The 23,500-nt window shown below is 70.2% G+C and carries 22 protein-coding genes and 1 pseudogene; 4 read left to right on the top strand and 19 right to left on the bottom strand.

Annotated features, from left to right (window positions below):
• Positions 1 to 177: 177 nt before the first annotated feature.
• From EJG53_RS17045 to EJG53_RS17020, 7 genes are all read right to left on the bottom strand, one after another.
• Complete coding sequence (locus EJG53_RS17045) at positions 178 to 909, bottom strand: hypothetical protein (protein ID WP_125045571.1); 732 nt, start codon at positions 907 to 909, stop codon at positions 178 to 180.
• Positions 910 to 1,001: 92 nt separating this feature from the next.
• Positions 1,002 to 1,208 carry a DUF5999 family protein gene (locus tag EJG53_RS17040; protein WP_125045570.1) on the bottom strand — a complete coding sequence of 69 codons (207 nt, stop codon included), beginning with the start codon at positions 1,206 to 1,208 and terminating at the stop codon, positions 1,002 to 1,004.
• Between the two features lie 31 nt (positions 1,209 to 1,239).
• Complete coding sequence (locus EJG53_RS43360; protein ID WP_280526775.1) at positions 1,240 to 1,374, bottom strand: hypothetical protein; 135 nt, start codon at positions 1,372 to 1,374, stop codon at positions 1,240 to 1,242.
• 86 nt (positions 1,375 to 1,460) lie between these two features.
• A complete protein-coding gene (locus EJG53_RS17035; protein WP_125045569.1) occupies positions 1,461 to 1,952 on the bottom strand; it encodes a LuxR C-terminal-related transcriptional regulator in 492 nt (163 codons plus the stop codon).
• The gene (locus EJG53_RS41520) at positions 1,949 to 2,686 is read right to left on the bottom strand and encodes a hypothetical protein (protein WP_174856419.1); all 738 of its coding nucleotides are present in this window, start codon (positions 2,684 to 2,686) and stop codon (positions 1,949 to 1,951) included. The genes EJG53_RS17035 and EJG53_RS41520 overlap by 4 nt, the downstream gene beginning before the upstream one ends.
• 52 nt (positions 2,687 to 2,738) lie before the next feature.
• A complete protein-coding gene (locus tag EJG53_RS17025; RefSeq protein WP_125045568.1) occupies positions 2,739 to 3,602 on the bottom strand; it encodes a hypothetical protein in 864 nt (287 codons plus the stop codon).
• A 313-nt stretch (positions 3,603 to 3,915) separates the two neighbouring features.
• The gene (locus EJG53_RS17020) at positions 3,916 to 4,410 is read right to left on the bottom strand and encodes a hypothetical protein (protein ID WP_125045567.1); all 495 of its coding nucleotides are present in this window, start codon (positions 4,408 to 4,410) and stop codon (positions 3,916 to 3,918) included.
• Positions 4,411 to 5,107: 697 nt separating this feature from the next.
• Between EJG53_RS17020 and EJG53_RS17015 the strand changes: the two genes are divergently transcribed.
• Positions 5,108 to 6,448 carry a hypothetical protein gene (locus EJG53_RS17015; RefSeq protein ID WP_125045566.1) on the top strand — a complete coding sequence of 447 codons (1,341 nt, stop codon included), beginning with the start codon at positions 5,108 to 5,110 and terminating at the stop codon, positions 6,446 to 6,448.
• On the opposite strand, the gene EJG53_RS17010 is transcribed toward EJG53_RS17015, so the two are convergent.
• Complete coding sequence (locus tag EJG53_RS17010; RefSeq protein ID WP_125045565.1) at positions 6,422 to 7,486, bottom strand: NAD-dependent epimerase/dehydratase family protein; 1,065 nt, start codon at positions 7,484 to 7,486, stop codon at positions 6,422 to 6,424. The genes EJG53_RS17015 and EJG53_RS17010 overlap by 27 nt on opposite strands.
• Positions 7,487 to 7,579: 93 nt before the next feature.
• On the opposite strand from EJG53_RS17010, the gene EJG53_RS43620 reads away from it, so the two are divergent.
• Both EJG53_RS43620 and EJG53_RS17000 read left to right on the top strand, forming a co-directional pair.
• Positions 7,580 to 8,659: a GNAT family N-acetyltransferase gene (locus EJG53_RS43620; protein ID WP_218041921.1), complete on the top strand. Its 1,080-nt coding sequence runs from the start codon at positions 7,580 to 7,582 to the stop codon at positions 8,657 to 8,659.
• A gap of 149 nt (positions 8,660 to 8,808) precedes the next feature.
• Positions 8,809 to 9,357: an EF-hand domain-containing protein gene (locus EJG53_RS17000; protein ID WP_125045564.1), complete on the top strand. Its 549-nt coding sequence runs from the start codon at positions 8,809 to 8,811 to the stop codon at positions 9,355 to 9,357.
• 275 nt (positions 9,358 to 9,632) lie between these two features.
• On the opposite strand, the gene EJG53_RS16995 is transcribed toward EJG53_RS17000, so the two are convergent.
• From EJG53_RS16995 to EJG53_RS16950, 11 genes and pseudogenes are all read right to left on the bottom strand, one after another.
• Positions 9,633 to 9,854 (bottom strand): hypothetical protein, encoded by a 222-nt coding sequence (locus EJG53_RS16995; protein WP_125045563.1) that lies wholly within the window; start codon positions 9,852 to 9,854, stop codon positions 9,633 to 9,635.
• A gap of 4 nt (positions 9,855 to 9,858) precedes the next feature.
• The gene (locus EJG53_RS44175; RefSeq protein WP_413790173.1) at positions 9,859 to 10,182 is read right to left on the bottom strand and encodes a peptidoglycan-binding domain-containing protein; all 324 of its coding nucleotides are present in this window, start codon (positions 10,180 to 10,182) and stop codon (positions 9,859 to 9,861) included.
• A gap of 60 nt (positions 10,183 to 10,242) precedes the next feature.
• Positions 10,243 to 10,920 (bottom strand): annotated as a pseudogene (locus tag EJG53_RS16990) (N-acetylmuramoyl-L-alanine amidase); the annotation flags it as partial.
• Positions 10,921 to 10,968: 48 nt separating this feature from the next.
• Positions 10,969 to 11,328, bottom strand: coding sequence for a hypothetical protein (locus tag EJG53_RS16985; RefSeq protein ID WP_125045562.1), 360 nt, complete (start codon positions 11,326 to 11,328; stop codon positions 10,969 to 10,971).
• Positions 11,329 to 11,886: 558 nt separating this feature from the next.
• Positions 11,887 to 13,368, bottom strand: coding sequence for a hypothetical protein (locus tag EJG53_RS16980; protein WP_125045561.1), 1,482 nt, complete (start codon positions 13,366 to 13,368; stop codon positions 11,887 to 11,889).
• A gap of 25 nt (positions 13,369 to 13,393) precedes the next feature.
• Positions 13,394 to 14,485 carry a hypothetical protein gene (locus EJG53_RS16975; protein WP_125045560.1) on the bottom strand — a complete coding sequence of 364 codons (1,092 nt, stop codon included), beginning with the start codon at positions 14,483 to 14,485 and terminating at the stop codon, positions 13,394 to 13,396.
• Positions 14,485 to 15,423: a hypothetical protein gene (locus EJG53_RS16970; protein WP_125045559.1), complete on the bottom strand. Its 939-nt coding sequence runs from the start codon at positions 15,421 to 15,423 to the stop codon at positions 14,485 to 14,487. Before EJG53_RS16970 ends, EJG53_RS16975 begins: the two co-directional genes overlap by 1 nt.
• Positions 15,424 to 15,442: 19 nt before the next feature.
• Positions 15,443 to 16,333 carry a phage tail family protein gene (locus tag EJG53_RS16965; RefSeq protein ID WP_125045558.1) on the bottom strand — a complete coding sequence of 297 codons (891 nt, stop codon included), beginning with the start codon at positions 16,331 to 16,333 and terminating at the stop codon, positions 15,443 to 15,445.
• Complete coding sequence (locus tag EJG53_RS16960; RefSeq protein WP_125045557.1) at positions 16,330 to 21,279, bottom strand: phage tail tape measure protein; 4,950 nt, start codon at positions 21,277 to 21,279, stop codon at positions 16,330 to 16,332. The genes EJG53_RS16965 and EJG53_RS16960 overlap by 4 nt, the downstream gene beginning before the upstream one ends.
• A 435-nt stretch (positions 21,280 to 21,714) precedes the next feature.
• Entirely contained in the window at positions 21,715 to 22,299 is a 585-nt protein-coding gene (locus tag EJG53_RS16955; protein WP_125045556.1) for a hypothetical protein, read from the bottom strand.
• 104 nt (positions 22,300 to 22,403) lie between these two features.
• Positions 22,404 to 22,910 carry a phage tail tube protein gene (locus EJG53_RS16950; protein WP_125045555.1) on the bottom strand — a complete coding sequence of 169 codons (507 nt, stop codon included), beginning with the start codon at positions 22,908 to 22,910 and terminating at the stop codon, positions 22,404 to 22,406.
• A gap of 436 nt (positions 22,911 to 23,346) precedes the next feature.
• On the opposite strand from EJG53_RS16950, the gene EJG53_RS40640 reads away from it, so the two are divergent.
• Positions 23,347 to 23,490, top strand: a complete 144-nt coding sequence (locus tag EJG53_RS40640; protein WP_154806377.1) for a hypothetical protein — start codon at positions 23,347 to 23,349, stop codon at positions 23,488 to 23,490.
• Positions 23,491 to 23,500: the final 10 nt, after the last annotated feature.

Raw genomic sequence — 23,500 nt, 5'->3', positions numbered from 1 at the left:
ACCTGGGCGTTCAAGCAGTCTCAGACGAAGCATCGGTCGCCGCCTGCGGGGCACTGAGCGGTTGGACTGACTGTCATTGCGCACTGTTAGTCTGGCAGCACCCTTTCCAAGAGGTGTAGCGAAGGCCCTGAGTCCACGGACCGGGGCCTTCGCGTTTCGCTCCGAGCCCCGGATCCATCAACATGTCCGCTGCGCTTCGCGGCCTTCCGCAAGCGGCGGGCGACCAGCGATCCCCACTCGGAAGGGAACACCCGGAGTGCGCATACGCCGAACGGGCTTCCTGAACCGCCCCACCGAAAGCCGGACGCCCCTGACGAGAGGCTTTTCGTGAATGCGACGGTCGACCAGCACTTGCCACAAGAGACCGTCACCGTCGCTGACCTCGTAGCGACCCGCCTGGTCAGGAGCTAGCCGAGCGGCAGCGGCCGCGCGATGCGCCGTGGCCACGTAGGCATCGGCGATCGACATAGAGGAGTTCCCGCCGCCGACGAGCCGGACGTAGGTGCCCACCATGTCTTCGTTCATCCGCACTGGCAGCGACGAACTGAACGACAACAGGTAGCGCCACGGAACGATGCTGTCAGCGGGCGGCAATTCCCCGCGCGCCGGAGGAAGCCACGACCGCGCCCCTTCCGGCGGCGGGTTCACCGCAAGGCCGCACCGCGCCGCCCTGTGACCGGTGCGGTACTCGAACGCGCGCAGCCCGGTCGCCCCCACCACCATCTGGTGGCACAGCCCATGCTTCGCGCTGCGGTCACGCACGCAGTACAGCCCGCGCTCGGCCGAATGCCTCCAGGTGCCGGCGACGATCAGGTGCATGGTCAGTGCCCGCAGGAGACAGGCACCGAACCAGGTATCGATGCGGTGAATGCCCGAGAAAGCACCCTTGATCGCCGGAGACACGTCCATGGTGTGCGGGGCCCTTAGGGCAGCCGCGGGTGCTTCGCACGGTTCCCAGACTGTTCCGTCCACAAGCCGCGAACGGGGGTTGAGGAGGTAGGTCACGTCACACTGCCTGCCACTTCACGGCGGCCCGGGCGGCACGGGCGGATGACTTGGCCGTCGGGCAGCAGGTCTCCGGTGTCCTCGAAGTGCACGACACCGTTGCACAACAGGCTCCAGCCCTGTTCCGGGTGGGATGCGACCAAGTGGGCGGCGTCCCGGTCGGTTGCCTCGGCCGACGGGCAGGGCGGCTGGTGCTGGCACATGAGCAGTCCTCTCACGACACGTTGACGGCCGCTACATCAGGCCGTGCCGGTTGGGGTCCGTGCAGTGGCCTTCGGTGGTGCCGCAGCCGATGCAGCCCAGCCCCTTCGACGGGAGGTCCTGGTCCTCGTTCTGGTTGTCCTGGTCGCTGGTGTTCTGCTCGGGCATCGTGTTCCTCGGGGTGGTGGTGTACGGGGAAGTGGGTGCCGCCCGGTGGGCCTGGGAGGATCGCTCCGGTGCACCGAGCGGCTGTCTCAGGCGGCCTTCTCGGGCCGGGCGGCGTGGGGCGGACCGCAGCCGTCGGCGTCCTCGTTGAGGAGGCCGTGCTGCTCACAGATGCGCATCGCCTCTATGCGGTCGTCGGCCCCCAGCTTGCTGAGCAACCGGGCTACGCCGACCTTGGCCTGGTCGTAGCTCTCGCCGTTCTTGGCAGCGATCTCGTTCAACGTCAGGCCGTCGGCCACGTCCCGCAACAGACCCTGTTCGTCGCGAGTCAGCGCGGGGGCCTCGCCTTCGGCCGTGCCGGGATGCACGTACCGGAGGCGGAAGGCGACGCGGGCCAGCGTCGCCCGGTGCCCCCGGACGCCGAGCTTGTGGCGCAGCATGACCAGATAGGTGCGCACGCTCGTCGGGGCCACACAGAGCACGTCGGCGATTTGCTTGTTGGACTTGCCTTGCGCAACGAGGGTGAGCATCTGCTTCTCCCGGGCAGTGACGTGCGCGGGATCGACCGGGGGCGGAGTCATCGGCTCCTTCTCCTTCGAGCGTGTCGGACACCGGTGCGTGACGGCGCGGGCCCGGGACGCGCGCCGGTGGTGGGGGAGGGGCGTGGGGCCCAGGCCGACTCGATGGTGCAGCCAGCCAGGGTGGCCACGAGCTGGGACGCCAGCACCCAGCGCACGTCCGGGGCGTCGTAGAGCCGGGTCACCCCTGTAGCCGGGACGGGCAGGGGCCGGCCGGGGAGGTAGAGCCGTCCGAAGATGCCGTCGAGGAGCGGTTCGCGCACACGCACGGTGACCCAGTTGTCCCGCAGGTGCGGGCACTGCTCGGTGACCTTCTCCACGCAGCCGCCACGGCAGACGGGCGGGTGGGCAGTCAGCTCCCCTTCCGGCCAGTCCGGCCGGTCGGCGCGGCCGTCTTCCAGCAGCCACAAGAGGCCCTGCTCATTGCGGTCGGCCGGCTGGCGGCATGCCTGGCAGCGCAGGCGCCGCATCGCGTACCGCTGCCGCACCGAGTGCACCTTGGAGAACAGCGGGATTCCCCCGCCCTGGTGCACCTGGCGCCGGACCCACAGCACACCGTGCCGGTCCCGGTCGTGCAGATGCTCATCCGCGAAGGCGATCCCGTCCCCGCCACGGGCGGGGACGACGGGGGCGGGGAGTTCGTGCTCGGCGCTCCAGCGGGTGACGTACGGGACGAGGCCCGGCGGCCAGGGAACGCCGGTGCCTGGTGCTGCTGGTGCGATTGCCGGGATGGTCATGGGCGGCTCGTTCTCTGTCCTTGAAGGAGTACGGGGCTCAAGACGTGCGGGTTCACAGGCCGACGCGCCGCAGCCACGCCTCGGGCTGGGTGATCTCTTCGGCGGTCGGCACCAGGCTCAGGTCGTGCCAGACCTTGTTGAACCGCGCGACGTCACCGAGTCCGGCCATGGCCGCGGCGACGAACCGCGCCCCGTCGTCCCGGGGGTCCAGGGCAGCCCCAGGCGGTTCCGCCGCGGTCGTGGTGTGTTGCTGTGCGTGGCGGTCCTGCGCGCGGATGATTCGCAGGTGCAGCCGGTAGCGCCACGAGCGACGTAAGACGTTCGCGGCCGGCGGCCCGCCGAATGTCTCGCTGGTGTAGCGGCGTTCGGCCCATTCGGCGTGCCCCTCGAACAAGGCGGGCACCGCCCGGTCGTCGCAGGCGTAGCGGCGCACCGACAGGCGGGGCGGTACGACCGCGCCCTGACTGGTGAGGATCTGCCCGTGATGAACGCACTCGTGCACCAGAAACCGGTGCAGGGCCAGGCGATCAGGCCGTAGCCCGGTGTGGTGCAAAGCCCGCGGCGCGATGAGCGTCTGCGGGCGCCCGCCCGGATCGGTCAGCGTCATGCCTTCCTGCAGCGGCCAGGTCCACGCCGCCTTCCTGCGCCAGGACGCCACTTTCTGCGCGGCTTCTGCCCGCTCCCGCTCGTAGACCTCGGAACCGGCGAACGCTTGCTGCACGCCGCGCTCGACGTAGGCCACCACCTCCTTCCGCCAGACGCGGGGCGTCACCAGCCGGAAGGTGACCGTGGGCGTGGCCAGGCCGGTGATCTCCTCCAGCCGCGGCGCCGCCTCAGCCAGCACCTGCCGCACCAGCCGGGCCAGCCTGCCGGACCAGCCGGTTTCATCGCGGACGTTCACTTCGATGCCGCTCACGACGCGTCCCCCGGAGTGCGAAGGGGCCCCGGGGCGGTGGAGGGCAGGGGTGCGCTGGCGAACAGCGGCACGGATATCGTCCCGGCGGGGGTGCGCTCTATACGCACCCGCCCGAGGTACTGCCGGGCTGGCACCGGGCGGCACGCCGACCACAACAGGACGGGGGTGGCTAGGCGCCTAGCCGTAAGTAGGTGGGAAGTCATGTCTTCTTTCGAGGCGAGGGAATGGATGGGGTGGGCCCCTTCGCCGGGGCAGGCATGGACCACGGGGCCCGGCGAAGGGGCTGCACTAGAGGCCGGAGATCCGGCCGGCGTCAAGCACGCAGGACGGTGACCAGCTCGCCCAGGCCGTACAGAGACGGCAGACACACCACGGCCGTCAGCACGGCCGCGCCCGGGTGCCGCCGCAGCAGCCCAGCGGCGCGGCGCGCACAGCCCGCGCGCCGACGGTGGGCCCGAGGCGGTGCCGGGGGCCGGGGGGCGACCGGCCCGGTGCGGCGCCGGGGCAGGCGCGCGGTGACGGCGGGCGGGGCCGGGCAGCGGTTCAAAGCGTCGGGGCCCGCCCGCAGGTAGCGCACCTGCTGCTGGAGCACTTCCGCCAGATGCACCATGTGCAGCGTCGGACCCATCGGACCGGGCGGCGTCTCCTGCTGCACATGCCGGGCCCGCGCGAGCAGCAGCCGCAGCACCTGCGGCGCCTCGTCAGCGGCCTGGTCCCTCAGAAGGACCGTCACCTCCCTGAGGTGCTTCTTCAGCCCGGCGATGCGGCGGTGCACCTCGGCGTCCGCCAACAGTGGCGAGTCCGTCATCAACACCGCGTCGGCCGCATGGGCAGCCGCGCGGATGATGTCGCTGTCACGCCCAGCCTTAAGGCAGACCAACGCCCGCTCTAACTCCTCGACACCCCAAGGGCGTTGCGGTGGCCACGTGCTGTGCGCCGTTTTCCTCATCAACGGCGGACGCGTGCCTTCGAAGGCGGGGGCCGTGGCTCTAGCGGGGGAAAACATGTGCGCTCCAAGGTAAGGAAGCGGCTGTAGTGGCATACGCTGCGGCGAGTTCGGCGGAGCGCCGGCGGGTGAGCGGCACACGGGACTCAGGGGCATCGTGAACGCCTTTCGAACACTGCACCGCGGTGTACGGAAGCCTCGCGAAGAGCCTTCGATGCCAACGCGGTACGCGCCAGTTGTGGGAGCGACGCAGGTTTGATGCGTTGCCCGGAGCCCGCTCGACCCGGTAGACGTTCACCGTCGCGAGTACAAGGACAGCGGCCGCACGGTCATCACCAGCGGTGATGCCGGGCCAAGCGGGTAGACAGAATCCCGCTCAGGCGCCCAACACCGCCATCTCACGCGGGTATCACTTCACCGCTCACTGAGGTGCTGCCCGCGCACGGTGGTGTCGCCTGAGTATCACCTGGCGCCAAGCAGTTGCGCCTGCGGGACATTAGGGAAAAGTGACGTGGACGACGGTCAGGCTCCGAGTCCCGTCGAGCCGAAAGGAGTGCACGTGGCCCCGCAAGCTGCTCCCACCTTGCTCAAGCGTCTGGTGGACGACGCCCACCAGACCTACGAGGTCTTCGCGCAGGACTACCAGGAGGCCGCGAGGGAAGTCGCAGCGCAACGACAGGATCGACGCATCGCCACAGCAACCGTCTCCGAAATCACCTTTCGCCGCTGGACATCGGGAAAGGTGCAGACCCTCCCCCAACACCCCGCTCCCTTGATCCTGGAGCACATGTACGGGCACCCGGCGCGGTCCCTATTCCAACCGGCCCCCGAAGCCTCCTTGCGGGCCCTCGCCGTCTCCACGATCGAAGAAAGCGAACTCGACATGACCGCTCGCGACGCTGCCGCTCACGCGGAGGACGCCGCCTCCCTCACGGTGCCGGACATATCGCTCGACCGGCTGCACGACGCGATCCTCGACATCGCCCGCACCTACAACAGCACCTCCCCACCCGAAGTGCACCGCAAGGCCAAGGAACTGCTCCTCGACGCGCAGGACAAGCTCGAACGCACCCAGATACTGCGCCAGCGAGAGCAGCTCTACCTCACCGCCGGACAGGCTGCGGCCATGCTCTCCGCCGTCTGCTTCGACCTCGGCGCCCTGCAACCGGCCGTCCAGCACTCGCGCACGGCGATCCTCTACGGCCAGATCATCGAGCACGGCCCGCTGCAGGCATACGCCCACGGCGCCCTCGCCTTCCTCGCCTACTGGAGCGGACGCCCCTCCGACGCCCTCAACCTCGTGCATACCGCACAGGGCTTCGGAGGGCTGGGCGCCACCGCCCGCTCCCGCCTCGCCGTCATCCAAGCCCGCGCCCACGCCCACCTCGGCGACCGCGAGCAAGCCGTCCGGGCCGTACGCGACTCCCTCGACACCCACCACAGCGATCGCGATGAGCTCCACGACGACATCGGTGGGGAATTCGGCTTCACACCCGAGCGCCTGGCCATGAGCAACGCCACCACCTTCCTGCTCGTCGGCGACGCCACCGGGGCCGAAGAAGCCGCCACCCACGCTCTGCGCCTGCTCGATGAGCGCCCCGACGGCGCACGGCCGATGCTCATCTCCTCACAAGCCTCCACCGACCTTGCCCGCGCCCGCCTCCTGCGCCGCGAACTCGATGGTGCCTGCGAGGCCCTGGAGCCAGTCTTCGACGTGCCCCGCGACTGGCGCGGTGCCGGTGTCCTCGAACGCCTCGCCGCCGCCCGCGCCCAGCTCACCCACCCGGACTTTCGCACCGCAGCCCAAGCCTCCGACCTCGGTGAGCGCATCGAGGAGTTCTCGGCGGTGTCCGTCTCACGCAACCTGGGTGGATCAGTGCACCTCGCCCTCGACACCTGACGCGGACCAACCATCGAAAGCCGCCAGGAGGTGCCGCTCCCGGGCCGCGTCGAGGCCATGCTCTGCAGCCCGCGAGTGCGCCACCGGCACACCCCCTTCGCGCAGCCACCGCCACGTCGCCTCCACCGTCTCCGCCAGCGGCCGGCACACCAACCCGGCCGCCTGCGCCCCCTGCGAGTCGATGTTCCACACCCCCGCGTGGGTCCGCCACAACGGAAGCTCCGTCCACTGCTCCACGCCCGCTTCGAGCAGGAAGGCATCCGGTACCCAGGACAGCTTGCCGCGACGCCCGGTCACCTCAAGGCACGCCTCCAGGAAGCCGCCCATCGTCTCGCGACCGATCGGCGCCACCACGTTGTATGCCCCGCCCACTGACGCCGCCCCCTGCTCCAGGGCGAACACCGCGACATCGCGCACATCCACCGGCTGAATGCTCTTACCCGGCTTCCCCGGCGCCAGGATGCGCCCACCACGCTCGGCCCGGCGCAGCCACCAGGGCAGGCGCCCCACATATTCGCCCGGTCCCAAAATGACGCCCGGCCGCAGCAGCACCGACCGCTTCTCCCCGAACGTCTCCAGCACCGCCCGCTCGGCTCCGGCCTTCTGCCGCCCGTAATACCAGTCCGGACCATCCCAGCCCTCGGGCAGCCGCCCGTACTCGGCGTCCGCATCCGGCGGCCCGTCCAGCAGCTCCGACTGCTCGGTCAGCGGCTCACTGGGCCATCCCCGGTAGGCGTTGACCGTCGAGATGTACACGTACCGCTCGGCGACGGGCTGAAGCGTGCGGGCGCCGGCCAGGACGTCGCGCGGCGGCAGCGCCGAGGACGACGTGTCCACCACCACATCCCACGGCCCGTACGATGCCAGGGTCGACAGGTCCTCCGGATCTGTCCGGTCACCGTGCAGCGCCTGAACCCCCGACACGTCCGGGCCAGAACGCCCACGGTTGAAGGTGCTCACCTCCCACCCGCGCCGCAGCGCCTCCTCGGCTACAGCCCGGCCCAGAAACCACGTCCCGCCCATAATGAGAATGCGCATGGACAGATCGTGCCCTCCAGGAGCCGGACCCCGCCATCTTCGACGCACGCTGCACACTGCTCCGTCTGGCCCTTGGCAGATAGCATCCGCGGCATGTACCCGGTGACTCGCCACAGCTCACGCCTCAAACTGCGCGAGCTGACCGCCGACGACGTGGACGCCGTGCACGCCATCTACGGCGACCCGGCGGCCACCGAACACCTCAGCTTCACCCCGCGTACGCGCGACGAGGTCGGCGGCATCGTCGCCCGGGGCATCGCCGCAGCCACCGCTACCCGGCGGCATGAGTACGTTCTCGCTGTCGTCACGCAGGGGGACGACGGCGACCTCATCGGCATCACCCGTCTGGCCAGCGACCCCCACCAGCAAAAGGCCGCCACCATGGGCTTCGCCCTGCGGCCCGTCGCCTGGGGTGTCGGCTACGGCCGGGAGACCGTACGGCTGACCCTAGACCTGGCCTTCGCCGAACTCGGCCTGCACCGCGTGTGGGCGGCACGGGCCCCGCTCAACGAGGCTTCCGCCAAGACCCTCCTCGCGGTCGGCATGGTCGAAGAAGGGCGCATCCGCGGGCACGTCTACGTCCGGGAAACGTGGCGCGACTCCATCACGTACGGGATCCTCAAGGACGAATGGGCAGCTCAAAATGAGCCCGGTAGGAGGGCGTTGCAGGCGGCCTGCCCCATCGGACTCACGAGAGACGCCCTCACCGTGACCTCAGCTCACACCGTCCCGCGCCATCGCCGGATCATCGACGTCCACCTCCTGCTGATCCGCGACAGCCGGGTCCTGCTCAGCCTGCGCCAAGGCGGTTACGCCTCCGGACAATGGCAGGTCCCCTCCGGCCACCTCGAAGCAGACGAACCCACCGACCACGGCACCGTCCGCGAAGGATGGGAAGAGATCGGCGTACGCGTCGACCCCGACCACCTCGAACTCGCCCACGTCATCGACCACCGCGCCCCCGGAGAAGACCCCCGCTTCGGCATCTTCTACCGGGCCCACACCTGGGATGGCGAACCGTACAACGCCGAACCGAACAAATGCGGCGGCATCTCCTGGTTCCCCCTCAACGATGTGCCCGTCAGCACCGTGCCGTACCACGCGGCCGCTCTGCATCACATCTCCGCCGGACGTATTAGCAGCAAATATGGCTGGGGAGCGGAGGGTGCCTGACCATTCAGCGGGCGCATTACACGGAACGCTGAACGGTGGTTGGCGCTGAGGTGGACACGCTTGCCCACTACGGTTAGATATGCACCGCTTTGTTGTCCTGTGGGTATCTTGACGGTTGCGAAGCCATGGAAGCTGCCGGGAGGAAGCACATGTCCAGCCCAGGGTTCGACTCACCGCAACACCGCATCTTCGCGATGCTGGACGTGGACGGTGACGGCGCCATCACCCATGCGGAATACCTCGGACGGGTCGACCGTGTGGCCTCGGCCATGGACCGCCCCGCTGACCACCCGGTGGTCGTCGGCGCGCGGGCTGCCCACGAGGCGGTCTTCGATGACATGGACGCCGACCACGATGGCCGCGTGACCTTCGAGGAGTACCGCACGTGGGTGGGGCACGAGGCGTTCGAACGCTCCTGCCGGCCCGCGCTGGGGTCCTTGTTCGACATCGCCGACACCGACGCCGACGGGCGCCTTGACCGCGACGAGTTCGTCCGACTGCGTACAGCGGCGGGCAATGGAGGACCCGGCACCGGTGCGGCCTTCGACGCCCTCGACACCGATCGCGACGGACTGGTCGACCGTGACACCTACCTCGCGGGCATCCACGACTTCGTCACCACCGGCACCTCCCCGATGGCCGCGGCATACGGCACTGGTCGGCGTTCGGAAGCCGTTCCCGAGCCAGCACGGAACTGATCAGCTTCAGCCGGGGGCGATGCCCACTGATTGCTATGCCGTCCGCCTTGGGCTGGCCGATGGCGTACACGCTGAGCGACACACCGATGGCCCCAGTGTTGTTGCTCCCGCTTCACCGTCCACGTGGTCGTGGCCGACGGAACCCGCTACTGCTCTGGCGATGCCATCACGCGGGCTCCGCCTCTCAGTCGCCACCCAGATCCGGCCGCCGACGGGTGCGACACATGATGCAAGGCCCTCTTCTCAAACTGAGAAGGGGGCCTTGCGCGGCATACCTACTCGGTGCCGACTGCTGGTTGCGATGACCCGCCAGAGTGGGCCTTGGTGGTCTTGGCGTCCTCGATCCGCTGGACTGCTTCGCCCGTACCGAGGATGGCGGCGCTCAGGGCGAGGATCAGTTCGGTCGGCAGGCCGGGGACGTAGTAGGCGACCAGGGCGAGGGCGGCTGCGGCGATGGCGTACAGCCGTGTGCTGTGGGTGTGGATGAAGGTGAGCAAGGGTTCAGTTTCCGTAGGCGAGTCGGTGCAGCAGCTCCCAGCCGCGGCGGCCGATGGCCGGGTCGTCGGGCTGGCCGGTGGTGAACAGGTTGTGCTTGCGGTTGAAGCCGGCTACGGCCTTCTGCGTCTGCGGCCCGTAGTTGTCCGAGAGCGGCACCGAGGGGTCGAGCCAGCCGGTGTCCTTCAGGGCCTGCTGAAGGCCGCGTGCGGACGGCGAACTGTGGTTCGGTGCGAGGCCGGCGGGGAACGGCGGCGGGCTGTACGAGCCGCCGCCACCGGAGGGCGTACCGGTGCCGGGGAGCTTGAGCTGCTGGCCGGGCTTGATCACGTACGGGGCCGGGATGCCGTTCGCCTGCGCGATGGCCTTCCAGTTGATCTTCAGCTTGGCGCCGATGCCCGACAGGGTCTCGCCCGGCCGGACCGTGTACGTCGAAGCCGTCGTCCCGCCGGTGCTGGAGCCGCCACCGGTCGGCCGCCCCTTCAGGCGCGCCGCGATCCGCGAGCGCAGGTCGCCCATGCCGAAGCCCTTCGGATCGACCTTGCCGGGCTGCCACTCCCGGTGGCCGATCACCGACCCGGCGCCCCAGCCGTGCACCCGGCACACCGCAGTCGCCGCCCGCTCGATCGTCTCCAGCTGCACGTCCGGCCACGGATCAGCGCCGTCGCCGAGGTTTTCGCACTCGAACCCGTAGAAATGCGTGTTGCCGTCGGTGTCGGCCTGGTCGGCCGCGGGCAGCGGCCGTTCAGCGATCACGGCACGCAGCACGTCACCGTCCCCGCGGCCGGCGTGGTTGGCGCGGCCGTTACCAATCAGGTAGACCGTGCCGTCCTTCGCGATCACCCCGTGGCACAGCGGCCCCGGCAGGCCCGCGTATCCGTTCTCGCAGATGCTGACCGTGTTGCTGGTGCCGGACGTAACGGTGTGGTGGATCACCACCCCGTTCACCGGGCCCCACGGCCCCTTCCCATTGCGATTGTGCGTCCGCCAGCCCGGACGCTCCACCACCTTCACACCCTCTGCCCGCAGGGCAGTCACCAGACGGTCAGGGCTCATCGGTGTCGCCAACTCGGCGCTCACTATCTCCCCGCGCCCGAAAACTCACCCCTCGGTCGGCTACGACGCCGACCCGTGCGACGCGAGCCAGAGCTGCAACGTCATCACCAGCAGCGGAGAGACGAACGAACTGATCACCAGGCGACGGGTCGCAGCCGCCTGCGCCTGATCTTCGCGCCGCTGCTGGGCACCGCGCTCGACCACCTGCTCGTGCTCACTCCGCAGAGACGCCAGGCCGGCCTCCACCTGCCCGATGCGCTGCTCGACCACCCGCTGATCCGCCCGGTACACGTCCTCGGTCACCACGTGATCGAGGCGGGCGGCGAGCTGGGCGAGGTCACCGCGCAGGTCCTCACGCAACTGCGAGACGGCACGGTGCAGCTCCCACAGCGTGGGCTCGGCACCCGGCGGCACAGACACCGCAATCACTCCCGGCAGCCCCACGCCTGATCACGATCGTACGGTGGTCAACGAGGTGAGGCGCCGTCTTCCGGACGGGCAAGTGCGTGCGCGCCGATTTCCGTTTAGCGAGTGCGTACGCAATAGCTATGTGGGAGGCTCACGCCACCGGTAAGTCAACTGTGTACGTCAGTTACGCGAAGTCGTACTTGACATCCACACAGTGATCAGCAGCCTCGGGAGGGCGCCGAAGCGTCCTCCCGAGGTGGAACGCTGACCGGTCCGCTGAGCGGCTGGCGGCCCCCGATGACCTCACCATCGGGGACGCCAGCTACAGCATGGTGTCGACGAGCTTGGCTGCCACTGCGGAGACCAGTGCTCCAATAACGATCAGTGCCAGTTCACGTCGGCCGAGCCGGTTGACCAGGTTCCCTAAGCGGTGACGCATGTCCACCTCCGATGTTCGTCCCGGACCCGGTGTCCGGGTGCACGAGTGAACGGGGGCAGCGCGTGCTGTCACACGGTGCGGAGCCTACGGTGAACGGTCGGCATCGAAGCAGAGAATCAGGAAATCGGCATTCAGGTGGCGCGGCAGGTGACGCCGTCGAAGCCGATCCAGGAAGCCCGGCTGCCGACCATGGGGTACAGCCGTAGTGAGCCGTCGGTGTTGATGTCCAAGCGGATGACGGTCCCGCCGGCGGACAAGGGGACCAGCACACGGCGGACTCCGGTAGGCCAGTATCCATCGGGCAGGGTAGCGATCTGGCGTCCGCTGCGGATCTCAGTGTCAGTGAGGTTGGCGTACCCGCACAGTTCGAGCGTGCCCGTTGCCGTGATCCGTACTTGTGGAGCCTGGGAACCCGCGATGACGCTGGACCCGAGGACGAGCAGCTTCCAGTCGGTGGCCGGGCGGGTGACCCAGCCTTCGACGGCGAGCGCACCTGGGCCCATGGTGACGGTGGTGTCACCGTCGGCAGAGGCGGTGCGGACCGTGAACTCGGCCCCGCTGGCCTCGACGAAGGTACGGGCGGGGAGCCCGCGTTCGTTGCCGGGGGCTTCTGGGCCGTCACTCACGCTGATGCGGAACAACGCGGTGTCGGTTGGGCCTCTACCGCTCGTGCCGTAGACGGAGACGTTGCCCGTTTCTCTGTTCAGGCTGGTCGAGGCGGTCAGGTCGAAAGCACCGCCGTGCTCGTGGAGCTGGGGTGAGTGCAGGTGCAGGGCAGAGGTGTCGGGCAGGTTCCAACGGTCGATCTGCACGGCGGGGGCGGTCAGTTCCACGGTCGGGTAGCTTGTGCCGTCCGACTTGGTGCTGGCCCGCAGCGCGCCGGGGGCTTTCTCCAGGTCGGAGGCGGAGTGCAGCAGTACCGAGGGGATCTGTTCCAGCGGCGCGGGCGGGGTGGGGGTGACGACGATCCGGCTGCCGGTGGTGCCGGTACGGACGGTGCTGCCGGTGACGATCGCGCCGTCGATGCGACCGCCGACGATGTGCTTGCCGGTGATGGCGTCGGCCGCCAGGCTCTCCGCGGTGACCGCCCCGGCCTGGATGTCAGCGGCCGCTGCCTGCCGGGGTGTGCCCTCGACGGCCGTGGTGGCGGGCCCGGCGACTCCGGCCAGGGTGCGCGCTCGCAGCTTGACCCACCACGTGGTGTAGGGGAGGGGAACGGTGACGGAGCCGCCCTGGGCGGTTTCGATGGTGTCGCGCAGCGTGCCCTGCGACGGCTCGAAGCCGGCGTCCGGCCCGACGTGCACCTCGACGCGGGCGAAGTCCAGCGGGGCCGCCGCCCCGTCGGCGAAGGCGCCGTCCCACGTGACGGTCAGCGCGGCCAGCGCCGGGGCAACGGTCGGCGGCGCCGGGGGCGGAGGCGGGGGGCCGTTGACGACGGTGACGCCGCTGGTGCCGTCGGGCTGCTGGCCGACCAGCGCGCGCAGCGAGCCGTGTTCGTCGTAGACCTGGACGGCACCGCCTTCGATCGAGGCGTTGGTCAGGCGCGGGGAGCGGATGACGGCGCGCAGCATCCGTTCTATCTGGGTGATGCGGGTGCCGAGGTCGGCAGGCACAGCAGGGTCTCCTTGGACGGGTGGGTCAGGCGGCGGTGGCGTAGTGGAAGGTGTCGGCGCGGCGCAGGTCGAGGGTCGCCGTCTCGCCGGTTTCGGTGTCGGGGTGCAGAGTCCAGCCGGTGATGCGGCACCAGCCGGACCAGTCGCCCCACTCGTCGCGGACGGTGACCTGCACGTCGTCCCCGACCTGGAAGCTGCCGAAGGGGGCGGCGGGGTGGTTGCGGACGGTGATCTGCTCGACTTCGCCCATCTGCTGGCGCCAGACGCGTTCGGCCTTCGCGCGCTGCGCGAGGACGTCCTTGCCGCGCACGTCCGGCAGCTCCAGGACATGTTCGAGGCGCAGGCGGCCGTTGCGGACGGCGTCGATGGCGCGCTGCTGGGCTCGGCCTTCCCCGCTGCCAGTGGCGATGACGACTTGGGCGTACTCGTCGGCGCTGTAGGTGACCGGCGGCCGGTCGGTGATGTTCAGGCCGCTGGCGAACATCAGGTCGCGGCGCCGGGTGCCGAGCCGGGGGTAGCCGAGCCGGACCCGCCGTACCGGCCGGCCGTCGGCACCCCACCAGGTGGTGCACGCGTAGTCCGGCGAGTCGGCCGCTTTCACCAGGTCATCGATCTGGTCGCCGAGGACGGGGGTTTCCCACCAGCGCGAATGCCACGGCTCCGCGGGCGTCCCCACGGTCCCCTTCGACTCGGTGGGATCGACGGTGATACCGAGATCCCCGTCCGGGACGGACTGGGCGTAGGTGATGATGTCGCGGATGATCTGGCACGGGTCGCCGTGCACGTACGGGCCTCGGCCGCCGAGTTCGCCGTCGAGGTCGTGGCGGCGCTGGAAGTACGACGTCCACCCGGCGGCTTCGATCTTCAGCTCGTCGCCCTCGGGTACGACCTGCCACACGAGCCCGCCCCAGCGCAGATACCCGTCGCTCTCGACGTAGAGCATGACCGTGCCGGGGGTGGCGAGCTGGGGAACGAGCCCAGCCAGATGCGGTTTCAGGGAGGCGCGCAGATGCCCAGGGCCGTTCAGCTCCTCGCCGAACTCGACCCCGGTCAGAGGCAGATGCTGGCTGAGCCACTGCCCGGTCAGGGCGTGCTGGGTCAGGTAGCGGTAGCCCATCACATGGGGCCTTCTTCGAAGGCGACCTCGCCGATGGCGGTCGTGGCGACGTCGGCCTGCAAGTAGCCGTTGACGCCATCGGCGCGGGCCACCCGGTGCTCCAGCCACTGGGGCGTTCCGCGCAGCGACTCCGGTATCGCCAGGGTGTCGGCGCTGATCAGGTGCAGCCGCTCGGAGTAGTCGCCGCCCGGCCACGCCGAGTCGATCACCACGGACTGCCCGACCACCGGCCCGAGCTGGAAGGCCGTGCCGCCGTAGATGGTGCCACCGATCAACTGGATGCCGGCCAGGGTCATCTTGACGCGGGCCCGCACCGCCCAGTGCGGCACCGCCACCTGCCACCGGGCGATGCGCGGCCATACGGCCCACTTGTAGCCGGTACCCTTGTAGTTGTCGTCGCTGGTCGGGGACGCGGTGAAGATGTGCGCTTCGCTGCGCGGATTGGCGACGCTGCGCAGATCGGTGATCATGGCGGCGGTGACCGTGGCCGTGCTGGCGGGCAGGTCGAGACGGGCCAGAGCGATACCGGTGACGCCGTCCGGCACCTTTGTGGCGGCGGGCGACACGTTGGGGATCACCTCGAAGGTGTTGATCGTGTCCTTGGCCGGGTCGAGGCCGCCCTCGTACTCGGGATCGGTCACCCGCAGCACGAGCAGGTCCGAGCGCGGCGTGGCGCCGGTCGGAGCGACCGGGACGGTGGCGGTCCCGATGTTGTAGGCGGTGTAGGAGCCCTGCCAGGCGTTGGCTCGTCCGCGGATGACCCCGGAGCCGTTGCCGACCTCCACGCCAGGGCCGGGCGTGGGCAGCGGCCTGACCTTCAGGTCGGCGCCTTCGGTGATGCCCTCTCCGCCTCTGGACAGGTCGCGGATCATCATGCGGAACGTCTGGGCGGAGTGGCTGGCGCCGTCGACGAGCAGCGGGGCCTGGGCGAGCGTCATCGGTGGTACGTGTCCTTGTTCAGAGTGCTGTGAAGGCGTCGCGCCAGGCGACGGTCAGGCGGGCGGTGGCGGTCGGGTCGGCGGCGGTCCAGCGGATTTCGGAGCGGCCGGGCGGCAGGGTGAAGGTGTCCAGCCGGTCAGGGACCGCGACGATGCCGCCGTTGTCGCGCACAGCCATGGCTTGGCCGGGGCGGGTGTCCACCCGCACCCATTGGCCGGCGCCGAGCACCACCGGCAGCCGCAGCGTTCGGCCGGTCTCGACATGGGTGATGGCGGGGTTGGCGCACGGCCCGTACACGGTCAGCACCGGGGGCGCATCGCGGTCGCCACCGTTGGTGACCCAGCCGGGCCGGTGCTGCCCGGTGGCCGTGCCGCTGGTGACCTTGATGGGGGCCTGCACGGGGGCGGTGAAGCCGCCACCGGACAGCCAGCCCAGCCGCAGCGCGACCTGCTGCTCGATATCGGCGTAGTAGCGCGGATCGGTAGCCAGGAACTCCACGTCCAACGGAACCCAGCCGTGGGCCGCGTCCGCCCACGTCGGGTCGACCTTCGCCAACCGCCCGAACAGGACGCGCACCGGGGAGCCGGGCCACTTGAGGCGCAGCGGCATCACCGCCCCACCGCTGAGGCGTAGCCGCGGCTCGTCGGCCGCCCGCTGGAGGTCGGCGACGATCTGGCGCGCTGCGGCCGGGTCGCCGGGCGTCTTGACCGCACAGTCGATGCGGACGGTGCGCGGTTCGTAGAAGTCCGGGGACGGCCAGGCCCCGTCGGCGCCGGGCCGGGGAACCGGTTCACCGCGCACTGCGGGTCGGCCGAGCCCTTCGATCTCCGCGACGGGCACGCGCGTGCCGTGGCCGATCACGACGCCACCGAACTCCAGCTGCCAGTCCTTCAGCTCCGGGGCGCTCATCGCAGGGAACCTCCGCGCTTGGCCCGGCGCATCTGGTACGCGACCACGTCGGCGATGTCGTTCGCTGACGATGTGCTCTGGCGCACGTGGATGGTCTGGCTGCCGATCGCCGGGGCCTGGTGGACGATCACCACCCGGGCGCGGCCGGCGGCGGCATCGACCAGGCGGCGCGGCGCCAGGTCGTAGCCGAACCGGTCAGCGGTGCGTGCCAGGACAGCCGTGGCCCGGCCGCGTTTGGCAGCCGCATGCGGGATATAGGACTCGCCGCCGGTGGACCGTTCCGCGAACTTGATCAGCCCATTCGGCGACGGCGAGGAGTAGATGCCCGGCGCCCACATGCCGCCGTCCGCATAAGCTCGCCCGGCGTTCGCCTTCACCAGGTCGGACAGGAAACGGTCCGCCTTGCCGGTGCCGCGGATCTGGTTCGTGGAGAGGTTGGCGACCTCGATCAGCCGGTCCTCCTCCAGCCCCGCCAGCTCGGCGACCGCGTGCAGCCCGCGGCCCTTCGCCAGCGAGCTGATGATCTTCACCAGGTCGGTGAGCTGGTCACCGTCGAGTACCTTCGTCGCATCCTTGGCGGCCTGGTTGGCCTGCCGTGCCTTGGTGTTGTCCTTGACGGCCTGCGCGGCGAGGGCTTCGGCGTTGGCGTCACCCTGCTGCGCCAGGCGCGTTGCCAGGTCGCCGTAGCCACTGCCCACCAGGCGGGCCAGGTTGTTCTGGAAAGCCGTGGCGTCCTTGACCGCGCCCGCGAGCTGGCCGGTGTAGTCGGCCAGCGACGACCGCGCCGCCCCGGCGAGCTGCCGCAACTGGGCAGCCATGTCGTTGATGTACCGGTTGGAGCCGCGGGCCATCTTCCGTGTCAGGGCGATGCCGTCCTCGCCCATGTCTTCCAGTGCCTTGGCCACCTCCGACCCCGCGCGCCGCACCACCGTCGCCAGGTCACTGCGCCACGCCTGGGCGGTGCGTACGGAGGAGTGCAGGTTGCGCTCGAACAGGCCGAGGTCGAAGTGCTCGTCGCCGTGCTTGTCCTTGCGCTGCGACTTCGAGACCACGTCGGAGACGGTCAGGCCGGTGCTGCCCACCGGCTGGTACGACCAGTCCGACAGCCCGCCGGCTGCATGGTAGGTGACGGTGCCGCCGAAGCGGTTGGCCACCTGCTCCAAGATCGTCTTCGACCGGGCCCGCTTGGAGGAGGCGAAAGGGATGTACGCCTCGCCGAAAGTCTCGTCCTCCGCCCATACGCGCCATTCGCCGCCCTGGGCGATCTGTGCGACGTGGTTCTCGCGCGTACCGCCGTCGGCGTAGGTGACGATGCCGCCGTCTGCCTGCTTCATCAGCGGTACACCGTTGACCTGCGGGCCGATGTAGCGGGTCTGCACATAGTTGGTGATGGTGCGCCCGCTGAGGTTGTTGATCGCCTGCTGGATCGCGGACACGCTGGAGGTGGCCGGGCCGGTGGGCACCGTGATCGTGACGGTCTTGCTGCCCGGCACGTCGGTGACCTTGAAGCCGAGGGCTTCGAGCTGCGCACGTGCCTCTCCGGTCGGGGCCGCGACCGTGACCGTCTTGCCGCCCGGCACCCCCGCCACTGCCTGCCGGACCGCGTCCAGACTCGTGATCGTCGCCTGCGTCGACGAGGAAACGGCAACGTGCTTCGCGCCGGGCGTCGCGGCCAGCTTGCTGATCAGCGCGTCCAGGCTGGTGCGCGCGGCAACGGTCGGCGCGGTCACCTGGACCGTACGGTCCTTGAGATCCTTGATCTTGAAGCCGAGGCTGGTCAGCTTCTCCCGGGCCTCGTTGTCCAGGCTGGAGACGGTGATCGTCTTCCGGTCCGGGGTGGCCTTCAGGGTCTGCTGGACGGCCAGGAGCTGCGCCATGACCGGCTCCATGCCGGCGGTCTGCAGCAGGATGGACACGTTCGCGGGCACCAGGCCCGCCGCGTCCGCGAGCTTCGCGGCCTGCTCGGCGGTCAGCCCGTAGCCCTCGGCGGTGGCGATCGCCGAAGCGCGGGCCTTGGCCATCTCCGCCTGCGCGGCCTTCAGCGACTCCGGCACGCTCTTGCCCTGCGACTGCGCGAACTCGTACGCGGCCTGCGCCGCGTCGGCGGAGTTGGTGGACAGGCCCTGGAGGGTGTCGTAGAGCTTCTGGCCGTTGCGGGTGACCGTGGACAGCGAACCGTCCACATTCAGCAGCGCATCGCGGTAGCCGTCCGCCTCATCCACGCCGCCCTTGAGCGAGTCCTTCGCATCCGAGACCGCCTTGTTCAGCCGGGCCTCGGCGGCCGACAGGTTCACCGACCCGCCGGCCAGAACGTTGAGGGCGTCGTGCAGGGCGCGGGCCCGGCTGTCGGCGTCCGAGGTGGTGTCGGACAGACGCCGCATCGCATCGGAGAACTTCCCGAACGGGCCCAGCGCCGCACTCGCCCCCGAACCGCTGCGCCCAGTCGCATCGGCCAGGTCCCGGGCGTCCTTCGCGGCCTGGCTCATCTCGCCCTTGACCGAACCGAGCGCCTTGGCCGCGTCATAGGCGACCTGCCCCTTCTCCGAGTACGTGCGAAACGCGCCCGCCGCCGTGTACTGCATGTCACTGTTGGCGCTCGCGGTCAGCCGCAGACTGCGCTCCAGCGCCTCCAGCCCGCCGTTCTGCCCCAGGTAGGCGTCGGTCAGCTGCCGCACGCTCACCCCGGCGCCGCGCATCACATCGACCAGGCGGCTTTTGCCGTCGAACACCTTGGTGTCCATGACCGACTGCGCGGCCGTCGCCCGCACGCTGTCGGTGATCGCCCCGTTCGACTCCCGCAACGCCTGCGTCAGAGTGCTGATGCGCTGCTGGTGCTCGGCCGCCTCCTGCGCGGCCTGCTGCTGCCGGTCGGCCAGCATCGACAGCCCCACACCGGCACCGGCGATCGCCACACCGAACGGCCCGCCCAGCGCCCCCATCAGGCCACGCGCCGCACCGCCGAGCCCAGCCCCAAGCGAGCGGGCCAGACCAGAAGCCGGACCGTTGGCGGAACGGAACGCCGACGCCATCCGGCCCACGACCGGCACCCGGTTCTCCAGCACGGCGAACGCCGCACCCATGCGGCCGATCTCCCGGCCATTCGCGGCGGCGAGCTGCTGCTGCTCCCGCATCTGCGCCCCGGCCGACCGGAACGCCCCGACCACCGGACCGGTCACGGTCCGGGCCAGGTTCTGCATCATCGGCGTGACCCGGCGCGCCAGCAGCATCGCGGCGATCGCAGTCTGCACCGGGCCCGGCAGCGCCGCGAAGCCGTGCACCAGCGCGGCAATGACGCGTCCGATGGGCACCAGAACGCCGGACAGCACCCCGAAGCCGCGGCTGGCCAGGTTCGCGGCCGTGACAACCATGTCCAACGCCGACGCGCCGCCGCCCGCCTCGCTCGCCACGTCGCTGATGGCCTCGGCGACGGGAGAGGCGGCCTCGCCGATGTTGTGCAGCACCCGCAGGCCCGCACGGCCGACATTGACCAGGATGTTCAGGCCGGCGGCGACGGTATCGAGGGCGAGGTCCTTGATCGGCTTGCCGAGCCCGGAGAACGAGTCCGTCAGCTCATCGACCTCGTCGGAGGCGGCCTTGGCCAGCCCGGGCCGGGCCAGGGTGTACAGGTCGTGCAGGTAGTCCAGGCCGGACGCGATGTGCGGTGTGGCGGCGCCGAGCCCGGCCGTCAGCAGCCGGGTAACCTTCTCCAGCCCCGGCGCCGCCGAGGTGTAGAGCACCTGCCCCGTGTTGGACCACTGCGTCTTGAGCTGGCTGACCGCACCCGACAGGCCCTTGGTCTGGGAGGCGGCGATCTCACCGGCCGCGCCCGTACGGGCGATGGCCGTGTGCATCTGGTCGAAGGACGCAGCACCCTGGTGGGCCAGGGCCGCCGCACCGGCCAGCGCGGGCTTGCCCACCACCGCGGAGGCCGCGGCGAGGAAGTCCTTCTGGGACATGCGGTGCTGGGCCTTCTCCAAGCCCTCAATTACCGTCCGCAGGCCCTTGAAGTTGCCCTGCGAGTCCCACGCTTCGATATTCAGCTCGGCCAGGCCCCGCCTCGCGGCCGCGGTCGGCTTGGCGAGGTTGGTGAGCATCCCGCGCAGGGACGTTCCTGCTTTGGAGCCGAGGATGCCCGAGCGGGCCAGCATCGCCACCGCCGCCGAGCAGTCCTCGATCGAGATGCCCAGCTGCGCGGCGACGGGGCCGGTGTAGGACATCGCGTAGTAGATGTCCTGCAGCCCGCCCGAGGCGGCGTTCGCCGACGCGGCCAGAACGTCGGCGGCCCGTCCGGCGTTGTTCGATGACAGACCGAACTGGTCCATCACGTCACCCAGGTAGCGGGCGGCGTCGGCCGCGGACAGGTTGTCGGCGGCGGCGAGCTGCATCGCGGCCCGGGCGTTGGCCAGCGACGAGGTGGAGGTCTGACCGGCCTTGGCCAGCTCCAGCATCGCCTCCGCGGCCTTGGCCGCCGACGTGCCCGGCAGTGTCAGGTCCGCACCGAGTTCCCGGGCCTTGGCCGCGGCCTGGACCATCTCGGTCCCGGAGGCGCCGGTGACCGCGCCCCACTTGTTGATGGACCGCTGGTACTCGTTGCCCTCCTTGGCGATCTCCGCCAGCCCGGCGACGATGCCGCCGCCGACGACGAGGCCGCGAAGGTGGTGCAGCTCCCGGCGGGCGGAGAGCACGCCGTGCCGCAGGCGGCTCATCGACGCGTGCCCGTCCGCGCCGACCCGCCGCAGCCCGGCCCCGGCCTCGTGGGAGGAGCGGCCCACCGACCGCAGGCCGGCGACAGCGGCCCGGCTGCCGCCGTCGATGCGGCCCAGGCCGCTGCGCAGGGCGTCGGTGTCGCGCCGCAGGTCCCGCGTCGCGCGGGACGCCTGGCGCACCTGCGAGAGCAGATGCGCCGCATCAGCGCGCATCTGCACGCTGAGCGTGTAGTTCGACACCGGGCGGCGCCCTAACTCCCCGCGCCCTGCCCTTCACCTTGGTGGCGCCCCAACGCGCCCAAGGCGTCCTGCTACTGCTACTGCTACTGCTACTGCTGCTGGTGGTGGTGCTGTTCGCGCGGCACCAGACCGATGCGCACCCCGTAGCCGTCGGGCCGTCCGGCACCTGGTCCTGCTCCGTGGCGATCAGCTCACAGCCCACGCACCGCACCGTGGTGCTCACGTACGCGTACCGGTCACCGCCCTGCTCCTCGTCCCACTCCGCGGCCCGCGTGCCGCACTGCTCACACACGCTGCGCCGGTACGCCTCGAACGCCAGTGCCTTGGCCCGGTCCGTCTGGGACCAGCGGCCGTCCCCGGCGCCGAGAAAGAAGGAATGCGGAATCCGGTAGCGGTCGCACAGCTCCAGCTCCGCCCGAAGCTGCGCGTCCGCAATCAGTCTTTTCCCAGCTCCTCCGTACTGGCCCGGCTGATCTGCTGGGCCTGCCACGCCGCCGCGAACAGCGCGTTCGCCTCACCCGCCGGCCACGAGTCCAGCAGCTCCTGGGCGTCCTGTTCGGACAGGCCCTCGACCGCCGTCCCGGACTCGTCCCGCTCGATGTGGGCAGCGGCGACCAGCGCGGCGGGGAACGTCTCGGGATTCCAGGCGTCACCGTCCTCGGCCTGCTGCTCCGTCGGCGGGAACCGCCGGATCAGCCCGTCCAGCACCGGACGCGGCAGCGCCCGGAACGTCAGCGACAGCGACGCCGCCTCGTACGCGGCCTTCGCCTCCTTCAGCTCCACCTCAGCGCGCTCGACCTCGGCCGGGTCGGCGCCCGTCTCAGCGTCGGCCATGCGCAGCCGCGCGGCCTCCAGCTTCGCCTGGTCGAAACGTTTCTTCGCGGCCAGGTCGTCACACAGTCGCAGCGTGTACTCGGGAAGCTGGCGCGCCCGGAGCCGGGCGAGCTTGCGCGCCCAGTGCGCGTCGCGGGCGACCGCCTCAGCGGGCGGGGCAGTGGGGGAGGGGGAGGTGCCGGGCATGGAGAACTCCAGGAGAACGGGGCCCGGCCGGGCCGCAGGCTGGCGCCGAGGAGGTGGTGGAACGCCGCTGCGCGTGCGCCCGGCCGGGGGCGGGAGGGGCCGAGTTACTTGTCGAACTTCGGCGGCGGCGGGGTATCGGCGGCCGGGACCTCGGCGTCCTGCGTCGGCTTCTCCGTGATCGAGAAGCTGACCGTGAACTTGGCGGCCTCGTTGTCAGTCGAGTAGTTCGGGGACCGGGAGCCGATCCGGACAGGGAAGACGTCCATGGACCGGTTGCCGGGCACATCGCCCTTGCGGAGGAACACCACCCAGCCCGTCGCGTCCTTGGTGAGCAACTGCTCGATCGCGTCACTGACCTTGTCCTCGTAGAACCCCAGCGAGGAGTCGTCGGCCTTGTCGCTGCCGGGGATGCTGCTCTCGAACGTGCTGCCCAGGTCAGGGGTTTCGATGGGCTGGTTGGCGAGCGTCCACCCGTCGATGGACGCGATGGCGTTCGTCAGATCCGTGCCGGCCGTCAGCTCCGGGCGGGTGGGCACGTTGCCCTCGTCGGCGACCTTCTCCAGCCACAGGACGCGGGTGACGCCCCGGCGGCTGTACTTCTTGACCTGCAAGGCTTGCTGTCCGATTCCGGGACGGCAGCCAAACGTGCAATGGTGGGATGGCCCCGCCCCTCGACGTCGTGTCGGGGAACCGGCCCATCCCGAAACCCGGGTGGGCGTCCGCGCAGTGCCTCCGCGGTGAGGGCACGACCAGCTCAGCGATGCCGAACGCCGAATCGCGCGCTGATCACGATACTGCGCCCAACCGAACGGCTTTGTGCGCACGGGACGGCACTTCCAGACGAACGGCCGACGCCAGAGCCTCTACCGACCACTGCGCCCGCCTGGCGGCACAGCACACACGTGAATACTGATCGGGCCGAGATGCCACAACCGCCCGCGCGTTTGCCTGTGTTCACGTAGCCTGACGCTCAGGCAGCAACGAATCGTGCCTACCTCACTCCCTCACTCCAAGCAGTCCAGTCAGATGGAGATGAGGAGGCAGAGCATGACCGGCAAGCACCGGCGTGGTCGAGGGGCGTTGCTGGTGTGGTTGCGGAGAATCAGTCGCGGTTTAGTCAAGGTACTCAAGGCAGTGGGCCCGCTTATCGGCCTGCTGATCTCGATCTTCCGTGACTCTCCTAACGACTGATCCCCCGCGG

The sequence above is a fragment of the Streptomyces chrestomyceticus JCM 4735 genome (assembly GCF_003865135.1).
Taxonomy (GTDB): domain Bacteria; phylum Actinomycetota; class Actinomycetes; order Streptomycetales; family Streptomycetaceae; genus Streptomyces; species Streptomyces chrestomyceticus.
Note: the sequence above shows the minus strand (reverse complement) of the source record. Positions and strands in the feature narration are given on the sequence as shown.

Excerpts from the sequence above, each read along its gene's own strand:
- EJG53_RS17020 (WP_125045567.1), bottom strand. The coding sequence starts at position 4,410 with ATGACGGACTCGCCACTGTTGGCGGACGCCGAGGTGCACCGCCGCATC.
- EJG53_RS16975 (WP_125045560.1), bottom strand. The coding sequence starts at position 14,485 with ATGGGCTACCGCTACCTGACCCAGCACGCCCTGACCGGGCAGTGGCTC.
- EJG53_RS17010 (WP_125045565.1), bottom strand. The coding sequence starts at position 7,486 with ATGCGCATTCTCATTATGGGCGGGACGTGGTTTCTGGGCCGGGCTGTA.
- EJG53_RS17035 (WP_125045569.1), bottom strand. The coding sequence starts at position 1,952 with ATGACTCCGCCCCCGGTCGATCCCGCGCACGTCACTGCCCGGGAGAAG.
- EJG53_RS16965 (WP_125045558.1), bottom strand. The coding sequence starts at position 16,333 with ATGAGCGCCCCGGAGCTGAAGGACTGGCAGCTGGAGTTCGGTGGCGTC.
- EJG53_RS17000 (WP_125045564.1), top strand. The coding sequence starts at position 8,809 with ATGTCCAGCCCAGGGTTCGACTCACCGCAACACCGCATCTTCGCGATG.
- EJG53_RS16955 (WP_125045556.1), bottom strand. The coding sequence starts at position 22,299 with ATGCCCGGCACCTCCCCCTCCCCCACTGCCCCGCCCGCTGAGGCGGTC.
- EJG53_RS40640 (WP_154806377.1), top strand. The coding sequence starts at position 23,347 with ATGACCGGCAAGCACCGGCGTGGTCGAGGGGCGTTGCTGGTGTGGTTG.
- EJG53_RS17040 (WP_125045570.1), bottom strand. The coding sequence starts at position 1,208 with ATGTGCCAGCACCAGCCGCCCTGCCCGTCGGCCGAGGCAACCGACCGG.
- EJG53_RS43620 (WP_218041921.1), top strand. The coding sequence starts at position 7,580 with ATGTACCCGGTGACTCGCCACAGCTCACGCCTCAAACTGCGCGAGCTG.
- EJG53_RS17045 (WP_125045571.1), bottom strand. The coding sequence starts at position 909 with ATGGACGTGTCTCCGGCGATCAAGGGTGCTTTCTCGGGCATTCACCGC.
- EJG53_RS16970 (WP_125045559.1), bottom strand. The coding sequence starts at position 15,423 with ATGACGCTCGCCCAGGCCCCGCTGCTCGTCGACGGCGCCAGCCACTCC.
- EJG53_RS41520 (WP_174856419.1), bottom strand. The coding sequence starts at position 2,686 with ATGACCATCCCGGCAATCGCACCAGCAGCACCAGGCACCGGCGTTCCC.
- EJG53_RS43360 (WP_280526775.1), bottom strand. The coding sequence starts at position 1,374 with ATGCCCGAGCAGAACACCAGCGACCAGGACAACCAGAACGAGGACCAG.